Below are 21,729 nucleotides of genomic sequence, written 5' to 3' on the forward strand. Positions count from 1 at the left end.
TTTTAAATAACTGGCTAGCTTTTTTTTAGATATTTATTGTAATTCATTAACGATGGCTTTGTTAAAAGCATCCAAGTCATCAGGGGTACGGCTAGTTATCAAATGACGATCGATAACTACTGGTTCATCTTTAACGATACCACCGGCATAGTAAAGATCAGTTTGAACAGTCTTGTATGAAGTTAAAGTTCTACCTTTAACTAAGCCTGTTTGCATCAAAAGTTGTGGACCGTGGCAGATTGAAAAGATAGCTTTATCATTGAGCATGAATTTCTTAGCAAGTTCGACGAATCTTTCATCGGCACGAAGATTATCAGGTGAGAAACCACCAGGAATTAATAAAGCATCGTAATCATCAGCGTTAATGTCATCGATTCCTTTTTCAGTTGTGAATTCTGTGCCGTGTTTGCCGACTAATTTTTCGTTAGCATTTGCTCCAACTAGAGTTACCTCGTTACCAGCATCTGTTAAAGCTTTTGCAGGGGATGTGAACTCAATATCCTCAACGTCGTTAGCCATTACAGCAATAATCTTACTCATAAATTTGTTTCCTCCTCATTAATATAGTAATACTTTACTAGTTAAGGGTAGGGGCGAGTCAAATGATTTCCATTATAAATATTTTTATTGTTTAATTGTTAAAGTGTTTTTTGTGAAGTAACATAAGGTCTGTGATATGCGTTAGGGAGGTTATTATGACAGGTTTTAATACAAAATTGGTTCATGGAGAACCACAAAATGACAACAATACTGGAGCAGTAAATGTTCCGGTTTACAATTCTTCAACTTATATTTATCCATCAGTTGATGCCAAAGTGAAATATGATTATGCACGTTCTGGCAATCCAACGAGAAATTATTTGGAAGAACAAGTAGCTCAGCTAGAAAATGGCTATCGTGGATTTGCTTTTTCTTCAGGTTCAGCTGCCATTCATGCTGTTTTGGCGATTTTTAAACCCGGAGACCACTTGATTATCGGTAAAGAAATTTATGGTGGTACTTTTAGAATCATTAATGAATTCTTCAAGCGTTGGCAAATTGAATTTACCGCTGTTGATACTCAAAATTTGGACGAAATTAGACAAGCAATCAAGCCTAATACGAAAGCAGTTTATTTTGAAAGTTTTACCAATCCTTTGTTGCACGTGACAAGCGTTGCGGGTGTAAGTAAAGTTGCTAAGGCTAATAATCTTTTAACGATCGTTGATAATACGTTCTTGTCACCATATTTACAACGTCCACTAGATTTAGGCGCTGACATTGTTATTCATTCAGCTACAAAATATCTCAGTGGTCATTCAGACGTCATTGCAGGTATTGCCGTAGCCAAGGACAAAGATATTGCTGACAAAATTTACTTCAATCAAAATGCGATTGGATCAACTTTGTCACCAGAGGATTCCAATTTAGTTCGTCGTGGAATTCAAACTTTATCCGTGCGAATGGATCGTCATTTAAGCAATGCTAAAAAGATTGTAGAATTTCTACAAAGCCGTCCAGAAATCATTAAGATTTATTATCCTGGAATCGCTGGTAGTAAGGATCACGAGATTGCTGCTAAAGAAGCTGATGGTTTTGGTGGAATTGTTTCTTTTGAATTAGCTGACGGATTAGATTCAACTAAATTTGTTGAGGGAACTAAATTGATTCAATTGGCGGTTAGTTTGGGTGCTGTTGAAAGTTTAATCGAATTGCCTTATAAGATGACCCATGCCGAACTTTCGCCTGAAGAACAACTAAAGGCTGGTATTACACATCAACTAGTTAGACTGTCAGTTGGTATTGAAGATGTGAACGATTTGATTGATGATTTAGCACAGAGTTTAGATAGATTATAAAAAAATCTCGATAGAATGTAATTACATTTTATCGAGATTTATTTTTTTAGATTTTTTCCATCAATACTGATTTTTGATTTCTTATCAAACTTAAAATTAATGTGATTCGTTTCTGGTTGAAAGTCATCAACGTCAAATTGACTTTCTAAAATTCTTACTTGTGGTTTATTTTTTACGAAAATAAGGTCGTTGCCGCTGATTTGAGATTTAGTTTTAACGGCTAAATCATTTTTATAGTCGGTAGTAGTTGAATCAATCGTCAAATTTTTAAAGAAAGTTTTTGAACCTTGGCGTAATTCAAATTTATGCAAAATAGTAGAGTCTTTTAAATAGACTGTAGAATCTTTTTGAAACAGCAATTGAAATTCGGTGTTGTCCGCAAATAATTGGCTTTTTTCGAGTGACAAACCAATGGCTTTAATTTTTTTGCCAGTTAAGATTTTGGAATCTTTAAATGAGAAATAAGCATTTTGTCCGTAAATCGTATCCCAGTAGTCACTCGTTTGGCGATCGATAATGATATTTTGTCCATAAACTCTGGCACCGTCGTAAGCTGACATAGTATTTTCATCGTTAGCAGGGTAGATGATGCTTAAATTTTTAAAAATCAAAGTATTTTTAGCACCAACGGTAAAACTGCAATATAATTTGACGTCTTCTTTATCAGAGGTTTTGCCAATAAAGGAAATATCGCGTCTGATCGTACAAATAAAGGGATTATTTCTAGAAAAATAAGTTCCAGGCAGTAATTCGATCACGTCGCCGTCTTTGGCATTGACGATAGCTTGCATTAATTCTTCGTCATTATTCTTTTTAGTGCCAATAGTGATTTTCATAAAATCCCTCCTTTAATTGATTATTATAGGATAAAATAAAAGAGACCAACAATAATGTTAGTCTCTTTTAAATTATTAAGTGATAATTATACACGAGTAACTTTTCCTGATTTCAATGCTCTAGCTGAAACCCATACACGTTTTGGCTTACCATCAACCATGATACGAACTTTTTGCAAATTTGGCTTCCAAGAACGTTTTGATTGGTTAAGAGCGTGTGAACGTTTGTTACCGAACACTGTTTTACGGCCTGTAATAATATCTTTTGCCATGGGACCGACCTCCTTTGGCTACATGTTTTTCTTTAAAATATCACCTGACTAATTTACCATATATAAATGGTTAAAGCAATAGAGTAATTATGGAATAATCGACTTTTATCTAGTTTAATTCTTTAATTAGATTTGTGGCTATGATAGAATTTTATTGTTTATGATAGATTTGGTCCATGAATAGGAGGATCCAGAGATGGCAGTTACAATTAAAACAAAACATGGTGAAATTGAAGTTTCAACAAATACTGTTGCTACAATTGTCGGCGGTGCTGCTTCTGATATCTACGGTATTGTAGGTATGGCAAGCAAGAACCAGCTACGTGACGGGATGAATACGATTTTGAACCGTGAGGACTTTTCTAGAGGTGTAGTTATTCATCAAGAAGATGGTAAACTGGCCGTTGATGTCTACATAATCGTTGGATATGGAATCAAAATATCCGAAGTAGCGAAAAATTTAAAAGAAAAAGTAAAATATAACCTAGAAACAATGCTTGGAACGCCAGCTGGCACTGTTAACATTTATGTTCAAGGAATTAAAGTTCTGGACGATATCGAATAGGTAAAGCTGGTTGGAGGGGAAACTTTTGAGCAAAGAACTAATTACAAAAAAAGAATTTTCAGATATGGTGCGTGTTGCATCGCACAGACTTGAAAAGAATGCTAAGTTTGTAAACTCACTTAATGTCTTTCCGGTTCCTGATGGCGATACCGGAACAAATATGAGTTTAACTATACAAAGCGGTTTTAAGGCTGTTAATGAATCAGAGAGTAATCATGTAGGGACACTCGGAAAAGCTCTTGCAAAGGGACTTTTGATGGGTGCTCGTGGAAACTCTGGTGTTATTACATCACAAATCTTCCGTGGATTTTCAAAGAGTATCGAAGATAAAGAAACTTTGACAGCAATGGACTTAGCAAAAGCTTTTGATGATGGTGTAAAAACTGCCTATAAAGCTGTTATGAAACCCGTTGAAGGAACAATTTTGACTGTTGCTAGATTCGGTGCTGAAGCAGCAATGGAAAAAGTTAAGACAACAAATGATACGATTGAGATCTTAAAAGCCGTTGTGGCTGGTGCTAAAGTTGGACTTGAGAAGACACCATCACTTTTGCCTGTTTTAAAAGAAGTAGGTGTAGTTGATTCCGGTGGTCAAGGACTAGTCTTTATTTATGAAGGCTTTTTAGAAGGTTTAAGTGGCGTTGCTAGCGACGAAGAAGAATACGTCCCTGACGAACGAGACATGACTGAAATGGTCAATGCGAACCACCACCAATCAGTTCAAGGTCAATTCAATACTGATGAGATCAAGAATGGCTACTGTACTGAAATGATGGTTGAATTAGGCAAGAACCCAACTTCTGATGAAAAATTTAAAAATGACAAGTTACGTAGTTATTTAGATAAAATCGGTGACTCATTAATTGTTGTTTCCGATGACGAAGTTGTTAAAGTTCACGTTCATACTAACTATCCTTACAAAGTTTGGGCAGCTGGTAGAAAATACGGTTCACTTTCAAAAATCAAAATCGACAACATGCGTTTGCAACATGAAACAATTGTTGATGATGACGAGCCAATGACACCAGAAGCACAACCACAAGCAGCTATTGACTATGCAGTTATTGCTGTTTCATCTGGTGCTGGTTTGACAGAATTGTTCAAGAGTTTAGGTGTAACTCATGTAATTAGTGGTGGACAAACAATGAATCCATCAACTAACGATATTGTCGACGCTATTAATAAGTCAAATGCTAAACGTGCCTTAGTATTGCCAAATAACGGTAATATTGTCATGGCGGCTAAACAAGCAGTTGATTTAGTTGATATTCCAGTTGCAATCGTTGGTTCTAAGACTATTTCTCAAGGAATGACTGCTATGCTTTCTTTCAATCCTGATGCTGAACTTTCAGAAAATGAAGCAAACATGGAAGATTCTTTGGATACAGTTAAGAGTGGTCAAATTACTCAAGCAATTCGTGATACTGAAATCGATGGTCTAAAGATCACTAAGGGTCATTACATGGGAATTGTCGATGGCAAAATTTTAGTTGACGATGAAGACATTATTTCTGGTACCGAAAAGATGCTTGATAAGATGATTGATGAAGATAGTGAAGTAATTACTATCTTGATTGGTGAAGATGGTAACCAAGACGATGCTCAAAAGATTGCTGATTACTTAGACGATAAGTATGATGACTTAGAGACAGAAATTCACCAAGGAGATCAACCAGTTTATCCTTATTTGATTTCGGTTGAATAATTTTTTAAAGGAGGCAATGATGAAACGTTTGTTTTGTCACGCCCTTTTTTTGATTTCAGAGGAAGGGGAATGTAAATGGATTTAAGAAAAGTATCGTTAGCACAATTACCCAGTGTTGGGCCAAAGCGTCTAGAAGCACTGCAATCATTAGGAATCAACAACGTATATGACTTGCTGTTTTATTTCCCTTTTCGCTATGAAGATATGCAAGCTAAGTCTTTAGATGATGCAATAGATCAAGAAAAAATTCTGATCAAAGGTGTAGTCGCTAGTGAGCCGGTCGTATCTCGCTTTGGTTACAAGAAAACGCGGTTGAATGTTCGTTTGATGACTGATAACGAATCAATCATGGTAACTTTTTTTAATCAGCCTTGGTTAAAAGATAAATTCGAAACAGGTAATGAAGCGGCCGTTTATGGCAAATGGAATGCTAATCGTCGTTCATTGATGGGAATGAAAGTAATTGGCGTCGATGATAATTCGGTTGACTCAGTTTATTCAGTCAATAAAAATATCCATCAAAAAACTTTGGTCAATTTGATTAAAGTTGCTTTTGAAAAATATCATGATCAAATTGAGACAGTTGTTCCTAGTTATTTGCGTTTGAAATATAAATTGCTAGATGATGAACAGATTGTTTCGGGAATTCATTTTCCCAAAAGTGAAGAACAGAGTGAAGAAGCCAGAAGAAGTGCTAAATTTCGAGAATTCTTCTTATTTCAATGCGGCTTGCAAAGTATTAAACGAAATGATGACAACCAAAATATCGGTATCGTTGAAAAGTATGATCAAAAATTTTTGGATGACTTTATCAAGAGTTTGCCATTTAAGTTGACTGATGCCCAAAATCGAGTAGTGCAAGAGATTTTACAAGATATGGCTTCAAATCATCATATGAATCGCTTGTTGCAAGGGGATGTTGGTTCTGGTAAGACAATCGTCTCAGTGATTGCTATGCTAGCTTCAGTGACAGCAGGTTATCAGGCAGCTATTATGGCACCAACCGAGATCTTAGCCCAGCAGCATTTTGATAAAATCAGTAAACTGTTAACGCCGTTGAAGATAAGAACTGCTTTGTTGACAGGTTCTTTGACTAAAAAAGAGCATGATTTTATTGCCGGCGATATTTTAAATGGCAAGACTAATATCGTAGTCGGAACGCATGCCTTGATACAAGATAGCGTTGAATTTAAAGATTTAGGATTCATTGTAATCGATGAGCAGCATCGTTTTGGTGTCAATCAGAGAAAAGCCTTGCGTCAAAAGGGAAATAACCCGGATGTCTTGGCAATGACAGCGACGCCGATCCCTAGAACATTAGCGATTACGACTTATGGCGATATGGATGTCTCGAGAATCGATCAATTGCCTGCTGGTCGTAAAAAAATTGAAACTTATTGGATCCGTAGTCAAAAAATTGAGCAAATGTATCAATTTGTGGCTAAGGAGTTACAGACAGGTTCACAAGTTTATGTTGTTACGCCGTTGATCTCTGAGTCGGAAACGATGGATTTGAAGAATGCTGAATTGATTTTTGATAAATTTACTGAGTTGTTTGGTAAAAAATATAAAATTGGTTTATTGCATGGACAAATGCCAAACGACCAAAAAGAAGCTGTCATGAGTGACTTCAGCGATAAAAAAATCGATGTTTTAGTATCGACGACGGTAATTGAAGTTGGGGTCGATGTCCCTAATGCTTCAGTAATGGTGATCTATGATGCCAATCGTTTCGGCTTGTCTCAATTGCATCAGTTGCGTGGTCGTGTTGGTCGTGGCGATAAACAATCATATTGTATTTTGATTGCTGATCCAAAGAATGAATCGGCAGCAGAACGGATGAAGATTTTAACTTCAACCAACGATGGCTTTGTACTAGCTGAAGAAGATTTAAAGATGCGTGGTGCTGGTGACTTGTTGGGAAATCGTCAATCAGGTTTGCCAGAATTCAAAATAGGCAATCCTATCAATGACATCAATATTTTAGAAGTGGCACAAGAAGAAGCCAGTCGTTTGTTTGAAGATGATAAGTTATTCAATAGTCCAGAGACTAAGAATTTGAAGTCATTTATTAATGAAGAGTATGATCAATTAAATAATTTTGATTAGTGAGGAAATATTATGAAAATAGCTGTTGATGCTATGGGTGGCGATAACGCTCCTAAAGTAATTGTTGAGGGAATCGAACAAGCTCGCGATGAGTGGAAAGATTTAGAATTCGTTCTCTATGGTAAGGAATCAGAAATTAAGAAGTATTTGCAAAATGACGAAAGAATCAAGATAGTTCACACCGATGAAGAAATTCTTGGAACTGATGAACCAGTCAGAGCTATCAGAACTAAGAAAAATGCTTCGATGGTCTTGGCTGCTAAATCAGTTAAAGATGGCGAAAATGACGCTTTATTTTCATTAGGTAATACTGGAGCTTTATTGGCCAGTGGAATCTTTATCGTTGGACGTATCAAACAAGTGGCTCGTCCAGCCTTGATGCCAACTTTGCCAGTTACTAATTCTACTAACGGAGTTAATATGTTGGATGTTGGTGCTAATGCAGAAGCTAAAGCAAGTTACTTGCAACAGTGGGCAATCATGGGTTCAATCTATGCACACGACGTTAAAAAAATCGACCAACCAAGAATTGCCTTGTTGAACAACGGAACTGAATACGATAAGGGTGATACTTTGCACAAAGAAGCCTATCAACTCTTGAAAGAAACTGAAGGCATCAACTTTATCGGAAACGTGGAATCTGGCGATATCTTAGCTGGAGTTGCGGATGTTATCGTAACCGACGGATTCACTGGTAATGCTGCTTTGAAGGCTACTGAAGGTACAGCAACCATTTTGTTGAAACAATTAAAAGACGCCTTGCTAAATAATGGTATATTTACTAAAATGGGTGCAGCTATCGTTAGTCCATCACTAAAAGGTATGCGTAAGATGTTTGATACTTCTCAAGCTGGTGGAGCTGTATTGTTAGGTTTGAAATCTCCAGTGATCAAAGCCCACGGTGCAGCTGACAGTAAGACAGTCTATTATACTGTTAAACAAATTTATGATATGTTAACTAACGATACAATTAACAAAGCTAATAAATATTTCGAAAAAATGAACGCCGAAAAATAGGGAGAGTTTTTATGACAGAACAAGCTGTATTTGACAAAATCAAAGCATTGATTGCTGACAAATTTGAAGTAGACGCTTCAACAATTACTAAGGAAACATCATTTACAAAGGATTTGGATGCGGATTCTATCGACCTTGTAGAATTTGTACTAGAACTTGAGGATGAGTTCGGTTCAGAAATTCCTGATGACGATGCCGAAAAGATTACAACTGTTGGTGAAGCAGTTAGCTATATTTCTTCACATCAAGGATAAGATTTTTATTTGAAGTTTGAGTGGGAATAAGAATTCCGTCGTCCGTTCGGTCCTGGAAAATGCTGGAGAATGTGCGCACGACTTGGAGTCTTTGCTAAGCCCAAGTTCAGGCAAAGTCTTCAAGCTCGACCTTTCACTAGGCAATAAATTGCCAAGTGAAATTTCACGGCTGAGCATTTTCCAGGGCTCTCACTCCCGACTAGATAGTGTTTCTAAATTTATTTCATTTAATTGATTGAAATAAACAGTGATATAACCATTCGATTAATGCAAATCCAATGTTATTAAAATAAATAATAGAAACTAGTCGGTAGCAAAAGTTCTGTGATGGCTCAGCCGCCAAATTATTCTTAGCGATTTATCGCTTAGAATAAGACCGAGCTTGGAAACAATACGCACTTGTTCCATGTATTGGTTTCAAGTCGTGTCGGCAGCGTTCCAGCCAATCACAGAGCTTTTGCGGACGACGGCAGTATAACTCACATTCAAAATTTAATAACGAAATTTAAGGCCAAGTGGTCTTATTTTTTTATCCAGCTAATTATTTAATAGAAAAGTTTAGTATAATTAATATTATCGGAAAGGGGACACGTTATGTTAGATCCAAAATTTTTAGAATTTTTAGATAAAAAGTATGGAATCAAGTTTAACAATAAAAAATTAGTTCAAAGAGCTATGACGCATTCCTCATTTGATAACGAGCATAAAGGGCTCGGTATTGGTGATTATGAACGTCTAGAGTTTTTGGGGGATGCGGTCCTAGAAATCAATATCTCTCGCTACCTCTTTGAAAAGTACCCAGAATTACCAGAAGGCAAGTTGACACGTTTGAGATCAGACATTGTCAGAACAGACAGTTTTGCTCGTTTTGCCAAAGAAATCCAAATTGATAAATATTTATTGATTGGAAAAGGTGAAGAGAAACAAGGGGCTCGTCAAAGACATACTTTACTCGAAGATATCTTTGAGGCTTTTAATGGTGCTTTGTACTTGGACCAAGGTAATGAAGTCGTCAATGAATTTTTGAAGAAGGTAGTTTATCCACATATTGATTCGGGCGAATTCTCTGAGGATACTGATTTTAAGACACATCTTCAAGAAAAATTACAACAATCAGGCGAAGTTGAAATTGATTACAAAGTGATCGATGAAGAAGGTCCTGATCACGATAAGAAATTTAAAGTTGAACTAATTGCTAACGGTAAGATTTTGTCCAAAGGACTTGGATACAGCAAGAAACACGCTGAACAAATGGCAGCCAAAAGAGCATTAGATGAATTATAGGAGTTAAGTTATGCCATTAAAATCATTAACGATCAATGGGTTTAAATCATTTGCTGATAAGACGAAGATTGATTTCACAAGCGGAATCACTGGTATCGTTGGACCCAACGGGAGTGGAAAATCAAATATTACTGAAGCCATACGTTGGGTAATGGGTGAACAATCAGCGAAGAGTTTACGTGGAGACAAAATGGTCGATGTGATTTTTGCTGGAAGTGCGACTCGTCCTCAAATGAATCGTGCGGAAGTAATTTTAGAATTTGATAATCGCAATAAAGAATTAAAAACGACTCAAGATGAGGTCGTAATTTGTCGTCGCCTCTTCAGAAATGGCGATACGGAATTTTTAATCAATAATAAAGCTTGTCGTTTGCGTGATATTACTGAATTGTTCATGGATTCAGGAATGGGTAAACAATCATTTTCTGTTATTTCTCAAGGTCGAGTTGAAGCTATCTTTAACAGTAAACCAGTGGAAAGACGTAGCATTATTGAAGAATCAGCCGGTGTTTCCTTGTTTAAGCAAAAGAAGCAACAAGCTGAAAATAAATTATCCGATACGACTGACAATTTGCATCGTGTTTCTGATATCGTTTCGGAATTGTCAAAGCAAGTTGAACCATTGAAGAAACAAGCTAGTATTGCTCGTGATTACAAGGAACAGAAGAGTAAGTACGATGATATTTATCAAAAAATCTTAACGATTGAAATCAGAGATTTATCGAATCAAAAACGTCAGATCGATAAGGAATTGCGAGAAGTTAAAGCTAGTTTGCAAAATATCTCGCAACAAGTCACTCAAGCTAATCAACAAGTTGAAGACAATAACCAAGCTGTCAGAACTTTGACAAATCAGTTGGATGAAAAGCAAGCTAAATTAGTTGAAGTAACCAAGACCTTAGAAATTTACAATAGTAAAATTGCTGTTGCTGACGAGAGAACTGGTTTCAATTCAACAACTAAGTTAACTTTGACGAATCAATTGCAATCTGTTGAAGATCAAAAAGTTAAAAATGATGCTAAGCTAGTTGAGTCGAATCAAAAACTAGCTCAATGTCTAGAAAAGATCACTGACTTTGAAAAGAAGTTAAAAGATTTACAACAGTTGAAACAAAAGACGCCAGCTGATATTAAAGATAATATTGATCAGTTGAGAACAGACTATGTCAATCTTTTACAAGACCAAGTGACGAATAACAATGAGCAGAAGTTCTCACAAAGACAACTAGAACGAATCAATGCAGGGATTTCTGAACAAAATTCTCAACTTAAAGAGGTAACGACTAATTTAGATGGTTACAAAAAGAGTCATCAAAAGATCGATGCCGAGATTAAACAACTAATTGATGACAATCAAGCACTTTTAACACGTAATCAAGAATTAGAGAAATCGATTCAAGAGATTACTGAAACAGGTAAGAACGAGAATAACAATTATTTGAAGATTTTGGAAAACTTGCAAGAGATCAAAGCTCGTAAAAGAGTGCTTGAAAACATGGAACAGGAACATGCCGGTTTCTTTGAAGGTGCTAAAAATGTTTTGAATAATAAAGCACGTCTTTCTGGAATCGTTGGTGCTGTCGCAGAACTTATTTCTGTACCTCAAGCTTACCAATTGGCGATTCAAACTGTTGTTGGCAATCAATTGCAATCGATCGTAACTGAAGACGAAATGGCGGCCAAAAAAGCTATTGGCTATTTGCGTCAAAGTCGTGGCGGTCGGGCAACTTTCTTGCCACTTAATATTATTCAAGCTAGAAACATCAACACTAATGATTTGAACAAAGCTAAAAGGGTCACAGGTTTTGTTGGAGTCGCTAGTGATTTAGTGACCTATGATGAGAAAGTAAAAAATATTGTTAAGAATATTTTGGGTAATTTGTTAGTTGCCAAAAATATTGATGATGCGACAAATATTTCATCAGCGGTTAACCGTAAGTTCCGTGTAGTTACATTGGATGGAAATGTTGTAAATGCTGGTGGTTCCTTGACTGGTGGTCAACAACGCAAGGTTAATTCCAGTATTTTGAGTCGAAAAGATGAATTGACTGATTTAACAAAACAGCTTTCTAAACAAGAATTATTGATGGATCAAAAACAAGCCTTAGTTCAAGATTTGAGAAATCAATTGATTCAATTTAACGCTGAAAAGAAACGTATCGATGAAAAACTCGCTAATTTCAATCAAGCTAAGAATAAATTTGAAAATGAAATGTCGACTTCGCAAAGTGAAGAAAAGCACTTTAGTGAACGTTTAGATGTTATCAAATACAATTTGAGTAAGAATCAAGAAGAGCAGACTCAGATAAATCAAAATTTGGCTACTCAAAAAGCTGCTGCAAAAAAGATTCAACAAGAAATCACTGCCACTCAACAAGAAATCGACCAAAAGCAAAAGTTGTTGACTGACTTTGATACGCAGCTCAATACGATCAATCACCAAGAACAAGAATTGCAGACTAAATTGGCAGTTATCAAAAACAATCATGCCAACGAATCTGATCAAAATAGCTACTTAAAGGAATCAATTTCTCAAGCTACAAAGCAAATTGAACAATTACGCAACAAGTTAAATGATCTTGATTCAGAAAAGAGTCAGTTAGACTTAAGCAATACTGAGGTCAAGAATCGTATCAAAGAATGTCAGACTGAAATTAATGATCTGCAAGACGTTGTAGCTAAGTTAAAAGCTGAGCGTGAGAAGCAACAAGCACTATCTAGTGAATTGAATTCAAAAGCTCAACGTAATTTTGACTTGCAAAAAGCTGCCGCTGACCAGCAAGAATCACTGGCTATCCAAAATACAAAATTGTCCAATCAAATCGACAGTCGTCTGGATACATTGTCACAAGATTATCAATTGACTTATGAGGCGTCACTACAAGAACTAAAACGTGGTGATTATGATCCTGAGGCTTTGAAGAAAGAAGCACGCTTGCTCAAGATGGGAATTGAAGAATTGGGAACGGTCAATTTATCAGCTATTGATGACTATGACAAGGTCAAAGATCGTTACGAATTCTTAACGCAACAACAAAATGACCTTTTACAAGCTAGAAGTCAATTGTTAGATACGATGTCAGAAATGGATAAAGAAGTAACGACGAGATTTAAGAAGACTTTTGATGAGGTGTCAGAAGCCTTTGAAGAGATTTTCCCAGAAATGTTTGCTGGTGGTCGTGCTAAACTAGTCCTAACTGAGCCGGATAATTTGTTAGAGTCAGGAATCGAAATCATTGCTCAACCACCCGGGAAGAAATTCCAACGTTTGAGCCTTTTGTCTGGTGGGGAAAAAGCTTTGACAGCAATTACTTTGCTCTTTGCAATTATTAAAGCTAAACCAGTGCCATTCTGTATCTTAGATGAGGTTGAAGCGTCACTTGATGATGCCAATGTCTATCGATTTGCCAATTATCTAAATCAATATGATGACAACACTGAATTCATCGTCATTACTCACCGTAAAGGAACTATGATGAACGTTAACCGTTTGTATGGTGTAACTATGGAAGAATCCGGTGTTTCCAGAATGTTGTCAGTTAAAGTTAAAGAATAGGAGAGAATAATGGGATTATTTGATCGAATTAAAAAAGCCTTTACCGGCAAAGATGATTCTGAAGAAAAAGAATTAGAGAAAAAATCTTCAGAACAAGCCCCTGAATCTGACCAAAATTCAAAACCAGAACCAGCTTCTCCTGAAGAAAAAGAGTCCACACCAGAAGCTCAACCAGAGGAAGCTACTGAAGATGAATCAACAGTTGAAGAAAAGCCAGAACCAGCAGAGCCTACTGTTGAAGAACCTGAATCAAAAACGGTAGAACCAGAGCCGGAATCTGAAACTAAACCTGAGAATTCTTCTGAAACCGTTAAAGAAGAGCCAGAAAACACTCCTGAAGAATCAGCTCCAGAAGAAGTTTCTGAATCGGATGAAGAAACTGAAGAAGAAACTACTGAGCCAGTTGCTGAAGAATCTAAAGAAACTGAAGAGCCTAAAGAATCCGAAGAAACTGAAAAGCCAAAGGATGATGTCAAAGAGTATGACGAAGGCTTGAAGAAGAGTCGTAACTCCTTTAGTTCTCGTTTGAATCATTTCCTAGCTAACTTTAGAAGTGTCGATGAGGATTTCTTTGATGATTTGGAAGAATTGTTGATTGAGTCTGATGTTGGCTATGAAACAGCTATGCGTATTTCTGATGAATTGCGTGAAGAAGTTAAGTTGGAAAATGCCAAGAAAAAATCTGATGTTTCTAACGTTATTGTGCGTAAATTAGTTGATATGTACGGTGAAGAAGGTAAGGACGAAGATAATGATTTGAAGTTCAGTACTGACAAAACACCTACTATCTTCTTGTTCGTCGGTGTCAACGGTGCTGGTAAAACTACTACTATCGGAAAGCTTGCCCATCGTTACCAATCAGAAGGTAAGAAGGTCTTATTAGCTGCTGGTGATACGTTTAGAGCTGGAGCAATCGAACAATTGCAAGAATGGGGTAAACGTGTAAATGTTCCTGTTCAAGCAAGTAAAGCACACACTGATCCAGCTTCGGTCGTTTATGATGCCGTTCAACGAGCAGTTAATGAGGATTTCGATATCTTGTTAGTTGATACTGCTGGACGTTTGCAAAATAAAGAAGGCTTGATGCGTGAGCTAGAAAAAATCAAGCGTGTTATTACTCGTGAATTGCCAGATGCACCACAAGAAGTCTTATTGGTACTTGACGGTTCAACTGGACAAAATGCTTTGAGTCAAGCTAAACAATTCAACGAGACGACTGATGTTTCAGGAATTGTTTTGACTAAATTGGATGGAAGTTCCCAAGGTGGGGTCGTCTTGGCAATCAGAAACGAATTGCATATTCCAGTTAAGTTAGTTGGTTTGGGAGAACAAATGGATGACTTACGTGACTTTGACCCAGAGAAGTTCATTTATGGCCTCTTCAAAGATTTAATCGTTGGAGCCTCAAATAAGTAATGGATATTGATGAAACGACCCGAATCAATCTGCTGTATAATTTTTATCATTCGTTATTGACGAAAAAGCAAAGTCGCTATATGGATCTCTATTATGTGGAGGATTTTTCACTCAGTGAGATTTCTGAGCAGTTAGATGTTTCCAGACAAGCAGTTTTGGATAACTTGCATCGTTCCGTCAATTTGTTAGAATCATTTGAGAAAGAACTCGGATTAGTTGAGAAGACTCAAGAAATTGATGATATTTCAAAGAATCTTAGTCAATTGGTGCAAACTAAGTATGCCGATGATAAAGAATTATTAGCGTTAGTACAAAGAATTTCTAAAATAAATGAAATGTAGGAGTAGAGTATGGCTTTTGAAGGATTAAGCGAACGTTTACAAAAAGTTTTTTCTTCCTTAAAGGGAAAAGGTAAGCTTTCTGACGAAGATGTTCGTAAAGTAATGCGTGAAGTTCGAATGGCCTTATTGGAAGCCGATGTTAATTTTGACGTCGTTAAGACTTTCGTTAAGACTGTCCGTGAACGTGCCTTAGGCGCAGAAGTAATGGAAAGTTTGACTCCTTCACAACAAGTTATCAAGATTGTTGATGAAGAGTTGACGAAGTTGATGGGACAAGAAGCAGTTCCATTGAATAAAGCACCGCACATTCCAACGATTATCATGATGGTTGGTCTCCAAGGTGCTGGTAAAACTACTACAGCCGGTAAATTAGCTAATCGTTTGAAGACAAATGACAAAGCTCGTCCATTTTTCATCGCCGGAGACGTTTATCGTCCAGCTGCGATTGAACAGTTAAAGACTATCGGTCAACAATTGGACGTACCAGTTTACGATGAAGGAACAGATCACGATCCAGTTGAAATCGTTAAAAATGGTTTGGCAGTAGCGAAAGAAAATAAAAATGACTATGTAATTATTGATACGGCTGGACGTTTGGAAATCGATGAGCAGTTGATGGAAGAACTTCAAAAGATCAAAGATTTGGCACATCCAAATGAAATCTTGTTCGTTGCTGATTCAATGACTGGTCAAGTAGCTGCTAAAGTTGCTCACGGTTTTGATGAACAACTAGATATTACCGGTGTAGTTTTGACGAAGTTGGATGGTGACACTCGTGGTGGTGCTGCACTTTCAATTCGTTCCGTTACTGGTAAGCCAATCAAGTTCATCGGACAAGGTGAAAAACTCGATCAATTAGATGTTTTCCATCCTGATCGTATGGCCAACAGAATCCTAGGTATGGGTGACATGTTGACCTTGATTGAAAAAGCCCAAACTGATTACAACGAAGAGCAAGCTAAGCAAGTTGCCGAAAAGATTCGTGAAAATAGTTTTGATTTCAACGACTTTATCGATCAAATGGATCAAATTCAAAAGATGGGTCCTTTGGATGAATTGATGAAGATGATTCCAGGAATGGCTAATAATCCTGCTTTAGCTAATATCAATATTGGTGAAAAGGATATTGCCCACTTAAAGGCTATCGTCTATTCAATGACACCTAAGGAACGTGAAGATCCAGACCTTTTGAATCCTTCACGTCGTCGTAGAATTGCCGCTGGTTCTGGTCAAAGCGTGCAAAACGTTAACCGTATGATCAAGCAATTCAAGCAATCCCGTGACATGATGAATAAGATGAGTAAAGGTAACATGGCCGGAATGGAACAATTGATGGGTAATGGAGTTCAAGGTCGTCTAGGTAAGATGGCTATGAAATCAATGGTCCGTCGTAATAAAAAGAATAAGAAGAAGCGCTTAAAGAAAATCAAACGTTTCAAATCATAAAAAAAATAGATGCTGTCAAGAAAAAAACTTTACAGCATCTATTTTTTTGTGTATACTAACAAAGTTAAGTATTTAGGAGGAAACAAACATATGTCAGTTAAAATCAGAATGAAACGTATGGGTAGTAAGTTAAGACCATTTTACAGATTGGTAGTTGCAGATTCACGTTCACCACGTGATGGTCGCTTTATCGAACAAGTTGGTTACTACAACCCAATTTCACAACCAGAAGAAATCAAGTTGGATGATGACAAGATCGTTGAATGGTTAAACAAAGGTGCACAACCTTCAGATACTGTTCGTCACTTGTTGAAACAACACGGAATTATGCAAAAGTTCCACGAAAGCAAATTTACAAAATAGTAATTTTTAATGGGACCAGACAATTGTCGTGGTTCCATTTTTATTCACGGAGGAAAAATGACTGAAAAATTATATCGTGTTGGTACTATCGTAAATACTCATGGTATTAAAGGTGAATTGCGAGTAATTCCCATTACCGATTTTCCTAAGGACCGTTTTAAGTCAGGCGCAAAATTGTTTTTGAAAGATAAAACAGAATTTGTCGTTGAATCATCATGTCCACATAAAAATTTTGTTTTAGTTAAATTAAAGGGCTATGACAATATTAATGACGTTGAAAAATTCGTTAAGTCAGAATTGTTCGCCAACGGTGAAGAAGTAAGCGACTTAGAAGATGGCGAATTTCTTTACAGTCAGATCATTGGTTTGAATGTGATCGATAAGAATTTAGGTGAGGTTGGTAAAATCACTGAGATCATCGAATTAGGTTCCAACGATGTTTGGGTCGTCAAGAGTCCAAAGTATAAGGAAATTTTGTTGCCTTATATCGATGATGTAATTAAGGAAGTTGACCTTGAAAATAAAGAGGTCAAAGTTGAAATACCGGATGGGTTGATAGATTAATGGATATTACAATTTTAAGTATTTTTCCAAAAATGTTTCAGGCACTAAATGAGTCATTGATTGGAAAAGCACAAGAAAAAGAACTCGTAAATATTGATGTTGTCGATTTTCGTGACTTTACTACTAATAAGCAAAACCACGTTGACGACGCGCCATATGGCGGTGGAGCTGGGATGCTTTTGCAAGCTCAACCGATTTACGACGCAATGGATTATGTTGAAAAGAAAAAGCCGGGTAAAAAGAGAGTTGTCTTATTAGATCCGGCTGGTAAAACTTTCAACACTAAGATGGCCAAAGATTTTGCTAAAGAGGATCAATTGGTATTCATCTGTGGACATTACGAAGGTTTTGATGAGCGTGTTAAAGATTTGGTGACCGATGAAGTGTCAATCGGCGATTATATTTTGACGGGTGGCGAGTTGCCAACGATGAGTATGATCGATGCGACGTTACGGTTCGTGCCAGGCGTATTAGGGAATTCATTTTCAGCTGAAGAGGAATCTTTCTCAAACAACTTGTTAGAATATCCTCAATACTCACGTCCGGCCGATTTTCGAGGCAAAAAAGTTCCTGACGTGTTAATCAGTGGGGACCATGAAAAAATCCGTCTCTGGCGTTTAGAACAAGCCTTGAAGAAGACTTTGGAGCGTCGTCCCGATTTATTGGAGCATGCTTCGTTGACTGACGAAGAAAAGAAGCTTTTACGTAAAATTCGTCAAAATAATTAGTTTACAATTAAGTTCAAATAAAGTATCATATTAAGAGTGTTTGAACGCACATATTAACGATATTCCGCTGTATGTCCGAGATATATAAGAGTGTCGGTAGGGAGAAATTATTTATGAATAAATTAATTCAAGATATTACTAAAGAACAATTACGTTCTGATATTCCTGACTTCCGTAGTGGTGACACTATTCGTGTACATGCTAAGGTTGTTGAAGGATCACGTGAACGTGTTCAATTATTCGAAGGTGTCGTAATCAAGAGACATGGTTCAGGAATCAGTGCAACATATACTGTTCGTAAGATCAGTAATGGTGTTGGTGTTGAAAGAACATTCCCATTGAACACACCTCGTGTTGAACAAATCGAAGTTATCAGACATGGTCGTGTACGTCGTAGCAAGCTTTACTACCTACGTGCTCGTACAGGTAAGGCTGCTCGTATTAAAGAACGTCGTCGTGACATCTAATTTAATGCAAACAGTGAAGTTAAACTTCTAAAAAATAAACCACCCGTAAAAGGTGGTTTATTTTTTTTGCCCTGAAAATCTAGAATCGGAGAAAAGTTTTTCCGAAGCTAAGCGATGTCGTTGATTGTCATCGTAGTTGGCGACAAATAGTCCTGAATATAATGTGTTTAAAACGTAATCGATAGCCGCACTTGAAGCAAAAGGTGAGATTTTGTCAGTCGAGCTTTCAGAATCATTGACGGGAATGATTAAATCACTGAGCTGAGCAATTTTGGAGTTTTTGTTGGCGGTAATGGCAATGATGCAACAGCCGTTGAGCCGTAGGATTTTTGTCATTTGGTAGGTACTTTTCGTTTGACCACTGTAAGAAATTACGATAGCACAGTCTTCTTTTTGAAAGTTAGCAGCCAAGAAATTGCTCTCTTCAACTAAAGTTGGCAATTGGGCGTGGAAGTTGATCTTCATCAGTTTATTTTGGAAGCTCAAGGCTGAAATATAAGTATCGCCGTAAGCAAAAATGCCTAAATTTTTAGCCTTTAAAATCAATCGGATAGCTTTTTCCAAAGTAGAATTGTCCAAAAGTTCACTCGTCTGTTTGATCGATGTTTCCATAACATTAGCAATCTTTTGCGCGATTTCTTTGTTGGAATCATCTTCAGTAAAGGGGAAGTCCGGATCAATAGTAGAAATGTCGTCGTAGTGTTTTTGTAATTCAGCTGATAATTTGATTTTGAAATCCTTAAAACCCTTTAAGCCAATTTTTCGACATAGTCTGACGACCGTGGAAGTTGAACTGAAGGTATTGGTAGCTAGTTTTTGAATCGATAAATTTAAAACCGCTTCTTTATTCTTCAAAATATATTCGGCCAAGTCTTTTTCAGAACCGTTGAAATTGTTTTGAGCTTTTAGTTGGTTAATAATTGTCATAATGTTTCACCTAATTTGTTTTCGATATTAAAATAATTGGAATATTTTTACCATTTCGTATATATTACATTATTACTTAATAAGTCGTGGTTCAATGGAGTTGATAAAAGATTTGGAGGTATAGAAAATGAAATTAGCAATTATTGGTTCAGGTAATATCGTACATGACTTTTTGACGATTACCAAGGATCTAAAAGAAACACAATTAACAGCCATTATCGGTACGAATAGAAGCATTGATACTTTGAAACAATTGCAGAGTGAATACCATATTGGGCAAGTCTTTACTGACTTTGACGAGGCTTTAAAGAAGAGCGATTTTGATACTGTGTACGTTGCTGTTCCTAATTTCTTGCATTATCAATTTGCCAAGAAAGCTTTGGAGAATGGAAAAAATGTCATTTCAGAAAAACCTTTCACAGTTAAATATGAAGAATTCGAAGATTTGAAAAAGATTGCTTTAGAGAAGCATTTGATCTTACTAGAAGCAATTACAACTCAATATCTACAAAACTTCCTCGATTTAAAAAAGAAGTTGCCTGAATTGGGCGATTTGAAAATTATTGAGAGTAATTATTCACAATATTCATCTCGATATGATGCCTTTAAAGCTGGAAAAATTTTGCCAGCATTTGACCCTAAAAAAGGTGGTGGAGCCTTGATGGATCTAAATATTTATAATATTCACTTTATCGTTGGCTTGTTGGGACGTCCTAAGAAAGTAACGTATTTGCCAAACGTTGAGCGTAATATCGATACGTCAGGTATTTTGACCTTGGATTATGGGACTGTCAAAGCAGTAGCAATCGGTGCTAAAGATTCCGTTATTCCGTTTAGAAGTAGCGTTATTCAAGGTAACCATGGATCAATCGTAGTCAATGGTCCAACTAATGAAATGAAATCATTTGACATTTATGACAATGACAAAGAATTGGTTGAAAAAATCGATCACAACGTTTATCCACATCGGATGTATCAAGAGTTCGTTGAATTTGAAAGAATCATTAGAACTAACGATTTACAAGCAGTTCAACAACACCTTCAACACAGTGAAGATGTCATGTGGGTCGTAAAGAAAGCCTTAGAATCAGCTGATTTAAAGTTAGACTAATATCATTTACCGAGTAGGTAACGTTTTTTATTATTTATTTTATGTAATTCAAAAAAGCATCTACTTTGAATAGAGTGCCTATGTTACTTGCTACGCACTTATCAAAGTAGATGCTTTTAATTTATTGATATAAAAAATAAGACCACTATCTAGTCCGGAATAGCAAAGAAAATTGGCTCAAATGTGAAATTTCTCTTGGCAATTTATTGCCTAGTGAAAGGTCGAGCTTGAAGACTTTGCCCGAACTTGGGCTTAGCAAAGGCTCCAAGTCGTGCCCACATTGTTCCAGCCAAATTTTCTTTGCTATGGAGGACGGAATTATATCGCCAATCCAATTTAAGAAAAAATCTCATTCGATAGCGGATTTTTAAATGCTTTTTTTAACCATTCGTTCAATTCCATAATTGGATAAAGTGTATAAAGAGTCGAATAAAGCTTGTCCCAAAGCAGAATTACGTTTGATTTTACTGTTATTGTTGTTAGGAATTCTTTTCAATAGTGAATCGAGTTTATTAATATCACGATCAGAATAAAATTGGCTGCTTTTAAGATGATGAGTCAAAGCAACTAAAAAAGAATACTTTGGATTGATTTTTTTTAGTTGTTTCAATTGATTAGTTGCCGACTTATCAAGACCGTTAGGGTAGATGATCTCTGAATAGCGTTCACGCAAGTTGGCATAAACGTCGCCGAAATGTAAGATCCAGACGATAAAATCATCGGAATTGATGTATTGCAAAGTTAGATTGACTTCAGAATAATCATTTACTTTTTCTAGGATCTTATTTTCAATCAGCCAATCCATGAAGCCATAAAAATATTCTTCTATGTCACTATTTCTAACGCTTGCTAAACCACTTAGACCGGTAAAATCAGTAATTTTTTGCTTGATAATTTCATTTTCTAATTGTTGAATTGTCACATTTTTTC

The 21,729-nt window shown here is 36.5% G+C and carries 21 protein-coding genes; 16 read left to right on the top strand and 5 right to left on the bottom strand.

The annotated features are described in order from the left end of the window. Positions 1-33 precede the first annotated feature (33 nt). The gene (locus LF20184_RS05455) at positions 34-540 is read right to left on the bottom strand and encodes a type 1 glutamine amidotransferase domain-containing protein (RefSeq protein ID WP_010019434.1); all 507 of its coding nucleotides are present in this window, start codon (positions 538-540) and stop codon (positions 34-36) included. Between the two features lie 155 nt (positions 541-695). Between LF20184_RS05455 and LF20184_RS05460 the strand changes: the two genes are divergently transcribed. Continuing rightward, entirely contained in the window at positions 696-1,838 is a 1,143-nt protein-coding gene (locus LF20184_RS05460; RefSeq protein ID WP_010019435.1) for a trans-sulfuration enzyme family protein, read from the top strand. 38 nt (positions 1,839-1,876) lie between these two features. On the opposite strand, the gene LF20184_RS05465 is transcribed toward LF20184_RS05460, so the two are convergent. Both LF20184_RS05465 and rpmB read right to left on the bottom strand, forming a co-directional pair. Then, positions 1,877-2,674, bottom strand: coding sequence for a hypothetical protein (locus LF20184_RS05465; RefSeq protein ID WP_010019436.1), 798 nt, complete (start codon positions 2,672-2,674; stop codon positions 1,877-1,879). Between the two features lie 86 nt (positions 2,675-2,760). Then, positions 2,761-2,946 (bottom strand): 50S ribosomal protein L28, encoded by a 186-nt coding sequence (rpmB, locus tag LF20184_RS05470; protein ID WP_010019437.1) that lies wholly within the window; start codon positions 2,944-2,946, stop codon positions 2,761-2,763. Positions 2,947-3,142: 196 nt separating this feature from the next. Here rpmB and LF20184_RS05475 point away from each other — a divergent pair, with 196 nt between their 5' ends. The 14 genes from LF20184_RS05475 (at position 3,143) to rplS (ending at position 18,761) form a co-directional block, all read left to right on the top strand. Continuing rightward, positions 3,143-3,511, top strand: a complete 369-nt coding sequence (locus LF20184_RS05475; protein ID WP_010019438.1) for an Asp23/Gls24 family envelope stress response protein — start codon at positions 3,143-3,145, stop codon at positions 3,509-3,511. A gap of 64 nt (positions 3,512-3,575) precedes the next feature. Beyond that, a complete protein-coding gene (locus LF20184_RS05480) occupies positions 3,576-5,216 on the top strand; it encodes a fatty acid kinase ATP-binding subunit FakA (RefSeq protein ID WP_050783086.1) in 1,641 nt (546 codons plus the stop codon). A gap of 75 nt (positions 5,217-5,291) precedes the next feature. Continuing rightward, on the top strand, positions 5,292-7,325 hold the full coding sequence (gene recG, locus LF20184_RS05485; RefSeq protein ID WP_010019440.1) for an ATP-dependent DNA helicase RecG: 2,034 nt from the start codon (positions 5,292-5,294) through the stop codon (positions 7,323-7,325). Positions 7,326-7,337: 12 nt separating this feature from the next. After that, entirely contained in the window at positions 7,338-8,342 is a 1,005-nt protein-coding gene (plsX, locus tag LF20184_RS05490; RefSeq protein ID WP_010019441.1) for a phosphate acyltransferase PlsX, read from the top strand. An 11-nt stretch (positions 8,343-8,353) separates the two neighbouring features. Further along, positions 8,354-8,596 carry an acyl carrier protein gene (acpP, locus tag LF20184_RS05495; RefSeq protein WP_010019442.1) on the top strand — a complete coding sequence of 81 codons (243 nt, stop codon included), beginning with the start codon at positions 8,354-8,356 and terminating at the stop codon, positions 8,594-8,596. A 594-nt stretch (positions 8,597-9,190) separates the two neighbouring features. After that, positions 9,191-9,880, top strand: a complete 690-nt coding sequence (gene rnc / locus LF20184_RS05505) for a ribonuclease III (RefSeq protein ID WP_056945150.1) — start codon at positions 9,191-9,193, stop codon at positions 9,878-9,880. A 10-nt stretch (positions 9,881-9,890) separates the two neighbouring features. Further along, positions 9,891-13,436 carry a chromosome segregation protein SMC gene (gene smc, locus LF20184_RS05510; RefSeq protein WP_010019447.1) on the top strand — a complete coding sequence of 1,182 codons (3,546 nt, stop codon included), beginning with the start codon at positions 9,891-9,893 and terminating at the stop codon, positions 13,434-13,436. Between the two features lie 9 nt (positions 13,437-13,445). Beyond that, entirely contained in the window at positions 13,446-14,852 is a 1,407-nt protein-coding gene (gene ftsY / locus LF20184_RS05515) for a signal recognition particle-docking protein FtsY (RefSeq protein WP_010019448.1), read from the top strand. Further along, positions 14,852-15,193, top strand: a complete 342-nt coding sequence (gene ylxM, locus LF20184_RS05520; protein ID WP_010019449.1) for a YlxM family DNA-binding protein — start codon at positions 14,852-14,854, stop codon at positions 15,191-15,193. Before ftsY ends, ylxM begins: the two co-directional genes overlap by 1 nt. A 9-nt stretch (positions 15,194-15,202) precedes the next feature. After that, positions 15,203-16,639 carry a signal recognition particle protein gene (ffh, locus tag LF20184_RS05525; RefSeq protein ID WP_010019450.1) on the top strand — a complete coding sequence of 479 codons (1,437 nt, stop codon included), beginning with the start codon at positions 15,203-15,205 and terminating at the stop codon, positions 16,637-16,639. Positions 16,640-16,729: 90 nt separating this feature from the next. Next, positions 16,730-17,002 carry a 30S ribosomal protein S16 gene (gene rpsP, locus LF20184_RS05530; protein ID WP_010019451.1) on the top strand — a complete coding sequence of 91 codons (273 nt, stop codon included), beginning with the start codon at positions 16,730-16,732 and terminating at the stop codon, positions 17,000-17,002. A gap of 57 nt (positions 17,003-17,059) precedes the next feature. Next, on the top strand, positions 17,060-17,566 hold the full coding sequence (gene rimM / locus LF20184_RS05535) for a ribosome maturation factor RimM (protein ID WP_010019452.1): 507 nt from the start codon (positions 17,060-17,062) through the stop codon (positions 17,564-17,566). Further along, positions 17,566-18,294 (top strand): tRNA (guanosine(37)-N1)-methyltransferase TrmD, encoded by a 729-nt coding sequence (gene trmD / locus LF20184_RS05540; protein ID WP_056945151.1) that lies wholly within the window; start codon positions 17,566-17,568, stop codon positions 18,292-18,294. Before rimM ends, trmD begins: the two co-directional genes overlap by 1 nt. 113 nt (positions 18,295-18,407) lie before the next feature. After that, entirely contained in the window at positions 18,408-18,761 is a 354-nt protein-coding gene (gene rplS, locus LF20184_RS05545) for a 50S ribosomal protein L19 (RefSeq protein WP_010019457.1), read from the top strand. 57 nt (positions 18,762-18,818) lie between these two features. Here rplS and LF20184_RS05550 read toward each other — a convergent pair whose 3' ends face one another. Beyond that, positions 18,819-19,688, bottom strand: a complete 870-nt coding sequence (locus LF20184_RS05550) for a MurR/RpiR family transcriptional regulator (RefSeq protein WP_056945152.1) — start codon at positions 19,686-19,688, stop codon at positions 18,819-18,821. Between the two features lie 127 nt (positions 19,689-19,815). Here LF20184_RS05550 and LF20184_RS05555 point away from each other — a divergent pair, with 127 nt between their 5' ends. Continuing rightward, positions 19,816-20,799 carry a Gfo/Idh/MocA family protein gene (locus tag LF20184_RS05555; RefSeq protein WP_010019459.1) on the top strand — a complete coding sequence of 328 codons (984 nt, stop codon included), beginning with the start codon at positions 19,816-19,818 and terminating at the stop codon, positions 20,797-20,799. A 367-nt stretch (positions 20,800-21,166) separates the two neighbouring features. Here the strand turns inward: LF20184_RS05555 and LF20184_RS05560 are convergent, their stop codons facing one another. Next, positions 21,167-21,721 (bottom strand): hypothetical protein, encoded by a 555-nt coding sequence (locus LF20184_RS05560; protein WP_056945153.1) that lies wholly within the window; start codon positions 21,719-21,721, stop codon positions 21,167-21,169. Positions 21,722-21,729: the final 8 nt, after the last annotated feature.

Origin of the sequence: Companilactobacillus farciminis KCTC 3681 = DSM 20184, from assembly GCF_002706745.1 — a bacterium.
Lineage (GTDB): Bacteria > Bacillota > Bacilli > Lactobacillales > Lactobacillaceae > Companilactobacillus > Companilactobacillus farciminis.

Excerpts from the sequence above, each read along its gene's own strand:
- LF20184_RS05455 (WP_010019434.1), bottom strand. The coding sequence starts at position 540 with ATGAGTAAGATTATTGCTGTAATGGCTAACGACGTTGAGGATATTGAG.
- LF20184_RS05460 (WP_010019435.1), top strand. The coding sequence starts at position 696 with ATGACAGGTTTTAATACAAAATTGGTTCATGGAGAACCACAAAATGAC.
- LF20184_RS05465 (WP_010019436.1), bottom strand. The coding sequence starts at position 2,674 with ATGAAAATCACTATTGGCACTAAAAAGAATAATGACGAAGAATTAATG.
- rpmB (WP_010019437.1), bottom strand. The coding sequence starts at position 2,946 with ATGGCAAAAGATATTATTACAGGCCGTAAAACAGTGTTCGGTAACAAA.
- LF20184_RS05475 (WP_010019438.1), top strand. The coding sequence starts at position 3,143 with ATGGCAGTTACAATTAAAACAAAACATGGTGAAATTGAAGTTTCAACA.
- LF20184_RS05480 (WP_050783086.1), top strand. The coding sequence starts at position 3,576 with ATGGTGCGTGTTGCATCGCACAGACTTGAAAAGAATGCTAAGTTTGTA.
- recG (WP_010019440.1), top strand. The coding sequence starts at position 5,292 with ATGGATTTAAGAAAAGTATCGTTAGCACAATTACCCAGTGTTGGGCCA.
- plsX (WP_010019441.1), top strand. The coding sequence starts at position 7,338 with ATGAAAATAGCTGTTGATGCTATGGGTGGCGATAACGCTCCTAAAGTA.
- acpP (WP_010019442.1), top strand. The coding sequence starts at position 8,354 with ATGACAGAACAAGCTGTATTTGACAAAATCAAAGCATTGATTGCTGAC.
- rnc (WP_056945150.1), top strand. The coding sequence starts at position 9,191 with ATGTTAGATCCAAAATTTTTAGAATTTTTAGATAAAAAGTATGGAATC.
- smc (WP_010019447.1), top strand. The coding sequence starts at position 9,891 with ATGCCATTAAAATCATTAACGATCAATGGGTTTAAATCATTTGCTGAT.
- ftsY (WP_010019448.1), top strand. The coding sequence starts at position 13,446 with ATGGGATTATTTGATCGAATTAAAAAAGCCTTTACCGGCAAAGATGAT.
- ylxM (WP_010019449.1), top strand. The coding sequence starts at position 14,852 with ATGGATATTGATGAAACGACCCGAATCAATCTGCTGTATAATTTTTAT.
- ffh (WP_010019450.1), top strand. The coding sequence starts at position 15,203 with ATGGCTTTTGAAGGATTAAGCGAACGTTTACAAAAAGTTTTTTCTTCC.
- rpsP (WP_010019451.1), top strand. The coding sequence starts at position 16,730 with ATGTCAGTTAAAATCAGAATGAAACGTATGGGTAGTAAGTTAAGACCA.
- rimM (WP_010019452.1), top strand. The coding sequence starts at position 17,060 with ATGACTGAAAAATTATATCGTGTTGGTACTATCGTAAATACTCATGGT.
- trmD (WP_056945151.1), top strand. The coding sequence starts at position 17,566 with ATGGATATTACAATTTTAAGTATTTTTCCAAAAATGTTTCAGGCACTA.
- rplS (WP_010019457.1), top strand. The coding sequence starts at position 18,408 with ATGAATAAATTAATTCAAGATATTACTAAAGAACAATTACGTTCTGAT.
- LF20184_RS05550 (WP_056945152.1), bottom strand. The coding sequence starts at position 19,688 with ATGACAATTATTAACCAACTAAAAGCTCAAAACAATTTCAACGGTTCT.
- LF20184_RS05555 (WP_010019459.1), top strand. The coding sequence starts at position 19,816 with ATGAAATTAGCAATTATTGGTTCAGGTAATATCGTACATGACTTTTTG.